This window comes from Desulfosudis oleivorans Hxd3 (assembly GCF_000018405.1).
Taxonomy (GTDB): domain Bacteria; phylum Desulfobacterota; class Desulfobacteria; order Desulfobacterales; family Desulfosudaceae; genus Desulfosudis; species Desulfosudis oleivorans.
In genome coordinates this window covers 2,271,092-2,282,522 of sequence record NC_009943.1, presented here as the reverse complement: position 1 = coordinate 2,282,522, position 11,431 = coordinate 2,271,092, and the positions used below count along the sequence as shown (strand labels likewise).

Genomic DNA, 11,431 nt, shown 5'->3' with positions numbered 1-11,431 from the left:
ATAAGTGTCCATCCATCTTTTGTGAGGACACGAAAAAGGTTTCCAATTCAGTCCCGCCATGGCGGGATTTCGCAAGATCAAGGAAAACAAGGGCTGACGAGGAGGCGTACTTATTGTACGCCGCACAAGGAAGCCCGCAGTTTGACGCAGAGATTGCGGAAAAAGGCCATTTATGGATGGAAACTAATAAACGCCCGGTCTTCCCGGTGAGATAGCCGAACCCAACACAAAGGACGCGAAGATCACGAACATGATGTAATGTTGTTTGAGCAGGACCACGGAAATCCCCTCCCGGCCGCTGCCGCGGCCGGCCTATTCCCCGGACCCGCCGTTTGCGTCAAATACTTTACGCAGGGTTTTTGCCTGGGCCTCGGTGATGGTGCCTTTGGCCATTGCCACGTTGATGGTATGAAGCCCCATTACCCGGTAAACCGGCAGCAGATCAGGTTTCCGGGTTTTTATCTCCTGAAGGTGGGCCTTGATAATCGGGGCGTCTCCCCGGGCCACAGGCCCGGTCAGAGCCTGGGGAATGCCAACGGTTTTAATGTTTTCAAGCGTGCCGGAAAGCAGGGGGCCCAGGATATCAAAGGCCTGGTCCCGGTTGATGCCGGCGGCCTCAAGCAAGGAAAAAACCGCGTCGCACAGGGTAACCAGGTAGTTGGAGGCCACCACGGCACCGGCGTGGTAAAGCATCTTGGCTTCGGTGTGAATGGTAAAGCAGGTGGCGCCCAGGTCGGCGCCGATGGTGGTGGCCGTGTCAACGGCCCTGGGCGCACCCTCCACGGCCATCACGATGCCCGCAAACGGATTGCGGTCCGGATCGTTTTCGGCAATACTCTGCAGTGGGTGAAGAGAACCGGTTACAGCCTTTTCGCCGGAAGTGATTCTTAAAATGGTGGAGGGCAGGGCGCCGCTGCAATGAAGCACCACAGCCTCCGGTGCGAACCCCTTGTGCGCGTCGATCTGTTCGCATACATGGGCAATGGCACTGTCCGGCGTGGTGATAAACACAATATCCGCGGTGGGCGTGATTTCCCATGGCGTGACCGAAGCGACGCCTTCTCCGATAAGGGCTGCCGCCTTTTGCGCCGATGCCCGAGTGGTGCAGGCCACACCGACACATGGGTAACCGGCACGCACCAGGTTGGCGCCAAGGGCCGTGCCCACCCGGCCGCCGCCCACAACTGCAAAAGATGGTTTCATAAGGCGGTTTTCCTTGAATAAAGCAAATTTAACCATCCCAAAAGTGGAACGGAATGTATTATTTATAACACGGCCGGTAAATGTTCAAAAACGATTTTAAACAAACGGTTCATGCCGGCCCTGTCTGTCAGCCCGGCAAATAAAGGATGATTGACACGGGTGTTTGCCCGTGCTATTTTGTCTCTCATCTTTGTGAAACACAATCAGGGGGTTGGAGGACCCGGCCGAAACCGAAACGTTTTTGTGTGAAGGATGCGGTACCATGGCAAAAAAATCTGAACGCACGGAAAACAAGCGCCGGTGGAAACGGTTTGCCTTGAAAGACGGGGCCCTGGCCCTGGCGGTGAAGCCATCTTTCTGGCGACTGGGCAGGCCGGTCCACGTCAAGCTGGGGCCCATCAAGGATATCGGCATGAAGGGTCTGGCGGTTCAGTATGTTGAAAAAAAGAACCTGTTAAGCAATGTCAAGGAGATATCCATCATGGTGCCCGGTCATGGCATCAAGGTGGAGCGCATTCCTTTTCAAACCGTGATGGATTTTGAGGTGGGGCATCTCTCCGGCGCCAAGCGGATTCGTACCCTGTGCGTGAGCTTCAACCAGCTCAACCCCATTCAGAAGCTTGCGCTCGAGCGGTTTATCGACGAGTATGCCGTGGACCTGGCGCCCTGATCTCACCTTTGCGCCCTTCTTATCCGCTTTTTCGCGGATAGCCCGGGTCAAAATTGGAGATAATCGTATCCCGGGTTTTTTTGATCAGCGCGTCGATGGTTTCCGGTGTGTAGTCCGTGGTTTCAATAGGCTTTGCCACAACCACCTCGATTTTGCCGGACCGGTAGACCAGCCGGTGCTTGGGCAGCACCTTTCGGCTGCCGTTGACCGTCACCGGCAGAATGGGCAGCCCCTTTTCCACCGCCGTGACAAACCCCCCTTTTTTAAATTCCTGAATGGCGCCGTCCGGAGACCGGGTGCCTTCGGCAAAAAAGAGCACGCCCACTCCCGGCGGCAGGCGGTCCACCCCGTCATTGATGGAGGAAATGGCGCTTTGCCTGTTGGACCGGTCGATAAAAATATTCCGGGAGGCATGAAGGGCGTAGCCGAACAGCGGGACTTTGCGAATCTCCTTTTTGATGATCCACCGGTACTGAAGGCCCAGCCGTACCACAATGGCCAGAATATCGAAATGGGACTGATGGTTTGAGATGATAATATAAGAACGACTTTTGTCGATGTTTTCCTTTCCCCGCGCGGTGGTGCGCGTGCCGGTCACCGCCAGAATGCCCATGGCCCACAGCCGGGTGATGGAAAAGGCTGTGTTGCCGGTTTTCCCCAGCATGGCGGCCGTAATTATCGGAATGAAGAGCAGCAGCGTGAAGAAGATAAGCCAGAAGAACAGCCATACGATTTTAAAGGCGTTGAGCACAGGCGTCATGGTGGTTTTCCCCCGGTAAAGGTTTGAAAAATCGGTTCCTGCCGTATCTGCCAGAGGAGTCTATACGGCTGTACAATCTATTGTCAACATTCATTCCGCGCCGGTGTTTCCCGGTTGAAAGTCGATGCCCACATAAATTAAGATGTGCGGGCAGCATTTTTTTGAAAAGGAGACCATGCCGTGAAATATGTGGGCGCCCACGTCAGTGCCGCGGGCGGAGTTGAAAACGCCCCCCTTGCCGCGGCCCGGATCAGGGCCAGGGCCTTTGCCCTGTTTACCAAAAACCAGCGCCAGTGGCGGGCCGCCCCTCTTAAAGAAGAGAGTATTACCGCGTTCAAACGCAACTGCGCCGACCACGGCTACCGTCCGGATCACATCCTGCCCCACGACAGCTACCTTATAAACCTGGGCCACCCCGAGGCCGATAACCTTAAAAAATCGCGAACCGCCTTTTTTGATGAAATGAAGCGGTGCGAGCAACTGGGCCTGAAGTTTTTAAATTTTCATCCCGGCAGCCACCTGGGAAAAATTTCCGAAGACGCCTGTCTTTCCCGTATCGCCGAATCCGTCAACATGGCCCTGGACCGGACAGCCAGCGTGTGCGCGGTCATTGAAAACACCGCCGGCCAGGGCACCAACCTGGGCCACCGGTTCGAGCACCTGGCCCGCGTCATCGATCAGGTAGAAGACAAGACCCGGGTTGGCGTGTGCCTGGACACCTGCCACACCTTTGCCGCCGGCTACGACCTGCGCACGGCGTCCACCTATGAGGCCACACTGAAGGCCTTTGACCGGGTGGTGGGGCTTAAATACCTGCGGGCCGTTCACCTGAACGACTCCATAAAAGGTTTGGCCTCCCGGGTGGACCGACACCAGAGCCTGGGGCAGGGCGCCTTAGGGCTTGACGTGTTTCGCCGGATCATGAACGACAGACGGTTTGAGAACATGCCCCTGATCCTGGAGACAAAAGACGCCACCATCTGGGAACAGGAGATCAAGTTGCTTTACGGTATGATAAAAGGGGCGAAATAGGGCAAACCGGTTTTTGCTCTTTCTTGCATTTCAGCGGGATAGACTGTACCCTCTGGAACTGGAATTCAAGGAACCTTCAAAAAAATAAACCTTTTCGGGGACAACCATGGAGAACCTGACCAAGTCACAAAAAGCCCGCAACGCGGTCCGGGCCATAAAAACCATCATTGATGCCCTGGCCCTTCGGGGCTATTACAAGCCCCTGGGCGATTCGGGCCGGACCCTGACCGAAGCGCTGCGTATACTGAGCCCGGAAATTTACGGCTCCATGACCGATCCCCGGATCATCGAACTAAAAGGCCTGGAATATGTGCTCGACCGACTGCCCATGGGCGTGGAGGTGTGCAACCGCATTATTCTCACGGCCCAGGAGGAGTTCGTTGACACCTCCTTTGAGTTGATTGTGCCGCCCAAGCGACGGCGGGCCTGCTACCGCATCGGTGACAAGGAGATGTGTTTTGTCATCACCCGTGGCTACAGCGAAATCTACGATCTTCTAACCCACATCACTTTTTTAAACAACGAGGCGGAAAAACTTTTCCGGCAAATGCACGACCGCAATGGGGAGATCACTCTGGAGTGGAAGCGGCTGGAAGCAACGGTTGCCGAAAATCGCGATCTTTCCCCGGCGGATCTGGACAAGGCCCTGTGGAACCTCAGCATTATTCTGGGCCGAACCATGCATGAAACCAAGGAGACACATGAATACCTGGAACGCTATGCCACGGCAGACAGGAAGCTGGTCTTTTTCAACATCGTGCTGAGCCTGGGCAGAAGGGTGGCCGAGGAGCAGTCATCCCAGGAAGACGAACTGCTGGTCACCTTTACTCCGTCGCTTCAGGAGATTCTGGGCAACCAGATTTACAGCCGCAAATGGGCCGGCGACATCAAGCGCCGGTTGATCGAACTGGGTTTTGAAACACGGCCCCTTCACATTATCAGCGCCAACCTGCACAGCATTCGCAACCTGATTTACGGGTACGCGGCCCTGTGCGGCACATCTTCGGATCGCCAGTGCATGAACGTGTTCGAACACATTGCAGCATCAAGGGACGACAACCCCAGGATCAGGGAGTTTGCCCTGTCCCGCGGGTTTTACGAGCTGCCCGACCAGTCCGGCACCCATATCGACTGCCAGATCATCGACACCGCCAAAATCGGCGACCTGACCTTTCACCCGGATCTGCACTTTAATACCCAATGGCCGGACGGCCGGGCCCCGGTGATCTTTGTAATGGATTACGCCTTCGGCATTCAGGCCTTTGAAACCATGGACGAACTGCTGGAACCTTATGAGGAGAGGGGCCGCGAGGTCCGGTTCGACATCCGGTCCATCTCGGTCATGGGCAAGGCCGGTACCCTCAACGGCAAAAAAGGCGACATCATGCTGGCCACGGCCCATGTCATGGAGGGCACCTCCGGCAACTATATTTTTGAAAACGATTTGACCCGGGAAGACTTTAAATCCGATATTCCCGTTGACGTGGGCCCCATGGTCACGGTGGTGGGCACCAGCCTTCAGAACAGGGACCTGCTGCAGCGGTTCCAGTCTTCCTCATGGAAAGCCGTGGGCCTTGAGATGGAGGGCAGCCACTACCAGAAGGCCATCGGCTCGGCCATGATTCGCGAGCACATTCCGCGCACCGTCAAGGTGCGGTACGCCTATTACGCGTCGGACAATCCATTGGAAAGCGGCCAGACCCTGGCCTCGGGAAGCATGGGGAAAGAGGGCATCAAGCCCACCTACCTGATCACCCAGATTATCCTGGAAAAGATCCTCAATCCGGATATGTCATGAAATGTCCGCTTCAGATCTCCTGAACCATTTTCAGCAGAGCCTTTAGCCCCTTGTCCAGCTTTTCCGGCGGCACCGTCTTTTCATACTGTGCGGCCAGGGCCTTGAGCTTTTCCATCCGTTTTGCCCCGGCAGCGGACCGGGCCATTTTTTCCATCATGGCTGACTGGTGCTGGAGCAACTGTTTCATCCGCTCAATCAACTGGTCAATCAGGTTTTTTACAATGGCCAGATGTTGACTTAAGTTTTCGTTCAACCGCTCTTCTGTAATCACGAAGACTTCGGTAGGCTCCAGGGCGGTTGCCGTGGCTGTCCTGGGCTCGCCGGTAATCATTGCCATCTCTCCGAAAATCTGGTCCGCGCCCAACTGGTTGAGCACCAGTCGCGTTTTTTTTTGCTGCCGGGTGATTTTTACCAGTCCGCTTAGAATAAGGTAGGCCGCGTCGCCGGGGTCGCCTTCCCTGAAAATCACATCACCCGGCTCAAATGATCGGGTGGCAAACCCGCCGGGCAGGGAGGAATGGTCCTCTTTTTCCTCCATAGTGATCAGGTCGGACTGGTCAATGATATGCGCGGGCCCATCATTTTCGGTTTTGCTGCCGCCAGACGCCGGTACGGGACCGTCAAACAGGGATGGCGGGTCCGGGGTGCCGTCCATACCGATAAAATCGGACTGGTCCAACAGAAAACCATCCGTCGTTTCGGACGGCCCCGCGCTTTCATTCGCAACAGGCACAATGTCCTCCGGAGCAAGCTCCAGCTCAGGATCAGGCCGGCCCAGGTCCTCGTTTTCCATTTTCAAGCGTTCTTCTGAATTTTTTTCGTTGCGACCATCGTCCATAGTGCCCCCTTTGTTCCCGATAGAGTGTCAAAAACATTACCATAAAATAAAAAAAACGGTCTCAAAAAGCAACGTGTGATTTGCTTTTTCGTCATTTATTCCGTACCCGTCATTCTCCGGCAAGCCGGGCGATGACGAGGAGGCTGGCGAAGACGAGGGGTGGATTGAACCATGGCGGCAGGGACGGTTCGGAGAGGGTAAAAAAAAGAGGGCCGGCTTCCCCTGTTTTTGTAAACAGTTGCTTTATGTTAAACTGATCTTATCTTTTTATAACCGACAACCGGATGAACACACATAAAAAAGGAGCAGAGATGAAAGAGATATTGATTTTTGGAGGCATTATCGCTGTTTATTTTCTCATGCAGCTGGTGATTTTGCCCAAAATGGGCATTTCCACCTGAATGCGAAATGCCTGTCAGGTGACAGACAAAAAAGTGGAAGCCGGCCAGATCGAGAAGACCGAACAGGCCGTTGAAAAATAACGGAGGTGCTGTTATGGAAACAACAACATTAAACATTCCCAATATTACCTGCGGCCACTGCGTGATGACCATCAGCCGTGAGCTGGGTGAGATCGAAGGCGTTGCCCGGGTTCAGGGCGACCCGGAGGCAAAGACCATTACCGTTGACTGGGCCCCGCCCGCCACCCTGGATGGAATAAGGGCCGTGCTGAAAGAGATCAACTACCCGGCCGCGTGAGCCGGATTCCGGGAACCGGAAAAGACCCATGACCGAAAAAACCACCACCCTTGCCGTCACCGGCATGACCTGCGCCAACTGCGCGGCCAACATTGAACGGGCCTTGAACAAAAAGACCGCCGGCGTGGCCAGCGCGTCGGTGAATTTTGCCACCGAGCGGGTTGCGGTGACCTACGATCCGGACGTCCTTTCTCTGGAGGGAATTGTGGCCGCCATCGAAAAGGCCGGCTACGGGGCCCTGCCGGTCACCGAAGGCGAGGAGGGAGACGACCGGGAACAGGCGGCACGGGAGGCGGCCATCGCACTTCAGACCCGGCACCTGGTGGTGGGCGCGATTTTCACCATCCCTCTGTTTGTGCTTTCCATGGGCCGGGATTTCGGCCTGCTGGGCGCCTGGAGCCACCATCCCCTGATGAACTGGCTCTTTCTGGCCCTGGCCACGCCGGTCCAGTTTTACACCGGGTGGGATTATTACACCGGCGGGCTGAAAAGCCTGAAGAACAGAAGCGCCAACATGGATGTGCTGGTGGCCATGGGATCGTCGGTGGCCTATTTTTATTCCACAGCACTGCTTATTTTTCCGGTACTGGGGGACCATGTCTATTTTGAAACCGCGGCCGTGATTATCACCCTGATCAAACTGGGAAAACTGCTGGAGGTCCGGACCAAGGGCCGCACCAGCGGCGCCATTAAAAAACTGATCGGCCTGCGGCCCAGAACCGCCATTGTGCTCAAAAACGGGGTCGAAACCCCTGTTGATATCGGGGACGTGGTCGTCGGAGACCTGGTGGTGGTGCGGCCGGGCGAACGCATTCCGGCCGACGGCGTGGTCAGGGATGGACGATCTTCGGTGGACGAGTCCATGCTCACCGGCGAACCCATTCCCGTGGAAAAAGCGCCGGGCAACAAGGTGGTGGGCGGCACCATCAACAACGACGGTGTGCTTCACTTTGAGGCAACAGCCGTGGGAAGCCGGACCGTGCTGGCCCAGATCATTCGCGTGGTCCAGGAGGCCCAGGCCGGACGGGCCCCCATTCAGGCCATGGCCGACCGGGTGGCGGCGGTGTTTGTGCCGGCGGTAATAGGGATCGCGTTTGTGACCTTTGGCGTCTGGTGGGCCACGACAGGCGAGTTCGTGCCTGCCATGATCCGGCTGGTGGCGGTGCTGGTGATTGCCTGCCCCTGCGCCCTGGGTCTTGCCACGCCCACGGCCATCATGGCCGGCACCGGCCGGGCCGCGGAAACCGGCATTCTCTTTCGCCGGGGCGAGGCCATTGAAACATCGGCACGCCTCGACACCGTGGTGCTGGACAAGACCGGCACCCTGACCGAAGGCCGGCCCGTGGTGGTGGACGTCCTTTTCAACAAGACCTGTTGCGATACCGAAAACCGGTTTCTTGCCTTGGCCGCGGCCGTGGAGACCGGGTCAGAACATCCGGTGGGAAAGGCCGTGGTCTCCGCGGCCCGGGACCGGTTTCTGGAGTTGCCGGAAATGAAGGACTTTCAGTCGGTCAGCGGCATGGGGGTGTCTGCCCGGGTGGAGGGCCGGAACGTGAAGGTGGGCAAGCCCGGGTGGTTTGAAGGCCTGGGTATGGACCTGGGTGGCCTTAAATCCGACATGGAAAAATTAAGGTCACAGGGCAAGACCGTGATGGCGGTGTTTATTGATGACCGTCCCATGGGGCTGATCGGCGTGGCCGACAGACTCAAAACTGAATCGGCCGGCGCGGTGCAGCAGCTTAAGGAGATGGGCATGCACGTGGTGATGCTCACCGGCGACAACCGGGAAACCGCTGAAAAAATCGCGGCTCAGGCCGGCATTGATCAGGTGATGGCCGACGTAAAACCTGAAGAAAAAGCAACGGCCATTGCAGACCTTCAGAAGAAAGGAAGCCGCGTGGCCATGGTGGGGGACGGCATCAATGACGCGCCGGCACTGGCAAAAGCGGATGTGGGCATTGCCATCGGCACCGGCACGGACGTGGCCATTGAAACCGCCGATATTGTTCTTTCCTCCGGCAACCTGGAGGGGGTGGGCCGGGCCCTGTCCATTGGCCGGCAGACCCTGCGCACCATCCGGCAGAACCTGTTCTGGGCCTTTGGCTACAACGTGATCCTGATTCCCGTGGCTGCCGGCGTGCTGTATCCCTTTGAATCCCTTCCCGGTCTGCTGCGGCAGCTGCATCCCATGCTGGCGGCCCTGGCCATGGCGGCCAGCAGTATCTCCGTGGTCTCCAACAGCCTGCGGCTTTATAAACAGCGGATGCGGATGTAGACAAAACTCGCCGCGCAACCTGCAAATGAAGCCTTTGTCCGGCTTCAATTCCATTTCACCAGAACGCCCGTTTAAAAACGTCATGTATCATCTTTTTTACTTTTCCTCGTACTCGGTATCGATAAAGTGCGGCATTAACCTTCTTTGATCTTCGCGCGCTTCGTTTCCTTCGTGGTCTTTGTGTTAAAAACCGGCCGGCCGATTGGGTCGACAGGGTGCTTCAACACAAAGGTCGCGAAGATTTGGAAGAACACGAAGGAGCATTAAAACATTCCCGGCCGCTGATACTTTTCCCAGACAGTGTACAGAAAAACAGATGCTTATTTCGGCTTTTTCTTTTTTGTGCTATCTTCGATAAAAATTTCCAGACCCATTTACATTCAGAACGAGGGACTGCGCGATGAAAACGCTCCGCACGCTGCTTGCTGTTGTCTGGTTGTCTGTTGTAATGGCTGTGCTGTTTACAGGAAGTGCTTTTGCTGATGTTCTTTACGTGGATGCCGATGCCACAGGAAAAAATAACGGCGCCTCGTGGGAGAATGCATACACCTTCCTGGACCCGGCCCTGGAAGCCGCCGTCGCCGGTGATGAAATCTGGGTGGCGGCCGGCACCTATAAACCCTCGGCCCATCCCAATATCGCCGATGACGAAATGGACCCGGAGGAAGATGCGCGCCGTTACAACCATTTTTCTTTGAAAAACAACGTGGCCCTTTACGGCGGGTTTGCCGGGGGTGAGAAGACTTTGGATGAGCGGGACTGGGAGAAGAATGAGACCATATTGAGTGGTGAAACCGATGGGCAGAACTCATTACATAACTGTTTCCATGTGTTTTACCATCCTGAAAGACTTCACTTGAATAAAACAGCCGTCCTGGATGGTTTTCGGGTTACCGGAGGATTTGCATACACATCATATACATCAGATCCTAAGAATCACAACTCTGGCGGCGGTATGTACAATCATGCATCATCACCAAAAATAACAAACTGCGTATTTACAATGAATCATGCATACTATGGTGGTGCTGTATGCAACCAGTCGTCTTCTCCCATTTTTTTAAAATGCACATTTTATGAGAATATTGCTATTTTCTGGGGTGGCGCGATGGATAATGAGGAAGCCTCTCCGATTTTGGATGCTTGTATTTTTGAACGTAATGTTGCCGGAGAAATGATTAGCGATATCCCTTATATACCCATGGGTTCCGGTGGCGGTCTGTGTAATAACGAAAATTCTTCTCCGCGAATTATCAATTGCATTTTTACAGGTAATTGGGCGGCTTATTCTGGTGGAGGGATTGCAAACAATAAAAGTTCGCCGCAACTGGTGAACTGTATTTTTAACCACGACAGAACAAGACCTTTTTTTATTATACTTCCTTCATATGGCCCTGGCGGGGGAGCAATAGCTAATTGGATGGGTTCCAATCCTGTTTTTACGAACTGTACAGTGGGTTGTTCTAGTGAAATGTTTAACTTTATTGGATCATCGCCGACACTGGTGAATTGTATATTCTGGTCAGGGATAACTAATGACGATGACTCCACTGCCCTGATAAGTTACTCCAATATCCAGGGCGCGTTTGACGACAATGGCGTCTGGGACGATTCCTTTGGCGTTGATAAGGGTGGTAATATCGCTGAAGCCCCTCTGTTTGTCCAGCCCCCTGATCCAGGACCGGACGAAGCGTGGCACACAGAGGATGATGATCTGGGTGATCTTCACCTTCAGGCCGATTCTCCCTGCGTGGACGCGGGGGATAACGAGGCACCGGGGCTTGTATCGACTGATCTGGACGGCAATCCCCGCATCGTCAACAGGACCGTTGACATGGGCGCCTATGAGTCTGGTGCCGCCGCCGTTGCCGCAGGTGGTGGTGGCGGGGGAGGGTGTTTTCTCTCCGCGTTGCAGGACGGATAAAATGCTGCCGAACGCTCTTCTTCGGGCCCGTGTAGCGGAAGCCTGAACAGGTACGTCCCGCTGGAAGATTAATGGCCGACCCTCTTGCCCGTTGCGGCGCAGCCGAGCGAGGGCGGTTTTTTCAGATGAAGCGGGCAGGCTGTTTGAGTTCGCCGTAGGCGAACGAGTTCCTGCCCGCGCTGAAAAAACCGTTTGCGCGAGGGGAGCCAAAGGCCAAGCCGCAGGGCCGGTT

The 11,431-nt window shown here is 55.4% G+C and carries 9 protein-coding genes; 6 read left to right on the top strand and 3 right to left on the bottom strand.

Annotation, left to right across the window (positions count from 1 at the left end; translation table 11 throughout):
- Nucleotides 1-312: 312 nt before the first annotated feature.
- A complete protein-coding gene (locus tag DOLE_RS09680; protein ID WP_012175299.1) occupies nt 313-1,203 on the bottom strand; it encodes a Rossmann-like and DUF2520 domain-containing protein in 891 nt (296 codons plus the stop codon).
- Between the two features lie 262 nt (nt 1,204-1,465).
- Here DOLE_RS09680 and DOLE_RS09675 point away from each other — a divergent pair, with 262 nt between their 5' ends.
- Nucleotides 1,466-1,873 (top strand): type IV pilus assembly PilZ, encoded by a 408-nt coding sequence (locus DOLE_RS09675; protein WP_012175298.1) that lies wholly within the window; start codon nt 1,466-1,468, stop codon nt 1,871-1,873.
- 19 nt (nt 1,874-1,892) lie between these two features.
- Here DOLE_RS09675 and DOLE_RS09670 read toward each other — a convergent pair whose 3' ends face one another.
- Nucleotides 1,893-2,633: a lysophospholipid acyltransferase family protein gene (locus tag DOLE_RS09670; protein WP_012175297.1), complete on the bottom strand. Its 741-nt coding sequence runs from the start codon at nt 2,631-2,633 to the stop codon at nt 1,893-1,895.
- A gap of 180 nt (nt 2,634-2,813) precedes the next feature.
- Between DOLE_RS09670 and nfo the strand changes: the two genes are divergently transcribed.
- The gene (gene nfo / locus DOLE_RS09665; protein WP_012175296.1) at nt 2,814-3,665 is read left to right on the top strand and encodes a deoxyribonuclease IV; all 852 of its coding nucleotides are present in this window, start codon (nt 2,814-2,816) and stop codon (nt 3,663-3,665) included.
- Between the two features lie 106 nt (nt 3,666-3,771).
- Nucleotides 3,772-5,463 (top strand): DUF6909 family protein, encoded by a 1,692-nt coding sequence (locus DOLE_RS09660; protein WP_012175295.1) that lies wholly within the window; start codon nt 3,772-3,774, stop codon nt 5,461-5,463.
- Between the two features lie 10 nt (nt 5,464-5,473).
- Here the strand turns inward: DOLE_RS09660 and DOLE_RS17390 are convergent, their stop codons facing one another.
- Nucleotides 5,474-6,301 (bottom strand): Crp/Fnr family transcriptional regulator, encoded by an 828-nt coding sequence (locus DOLE_RS17390; protein ID WP_012175294.1) that lies wholly within the window; start codon nt 6,299-6,301, stop codon nt 5,474-5,476.
- 495 nt (nt 6,302-6,796) lie between these two features.
- Here DOLE_RS17390 and DOLE_RS09650 point away from each other — a divergent pair, with 495 nt between their 5' ends.
- The 3 genes from DOLE_RS09650 (at nt 6,797) to DOLE_RS09640 (ending at nt 11,199) form a co-directional block, all read left to right on the top strand.
- The gene (locus DOLE_RS09650; RefSeq protein ID WP_012175293.1) at nt 6,797-7,000 is read left to right on the top strand and encodes a heavy-metal-associated domain-containing protein; all 204 of its coding nucleotides are present in this window, start codon (nt 6,797-6,799) and stop codon (nt 6,998-7,000) included.
- A gap of 28 nt (nt 7,001-7,028) precedes the next feature.
- Nucleotides 7,029-9,275: a heavy metal translocating P-type ATPase gene (locus DOLE_RS09645; RefSeq protein ID WP_012175292.1), complete on the top strand. Its 2,247-nt coding sequence runs from the start codon at nt 7,029-7,031 to the stop codon at nt 9,273-9,275.
- Between the two features lie 400 nt (nt 9,276-9,675).
- Nucleotides 9,676-11,199, top strand: a complete 1,524-nt coding sequence (locus DOLE_RS09640; protein ID WP_012175291.1) for a right-handed parallel beta-helix repeat-containing protein — start codon at nt 9,676-9,678, stop codon at nt 11,197-11,199.
- Nucleotides 11,200-11,431 lie beyond the last annotated feature (232 nt).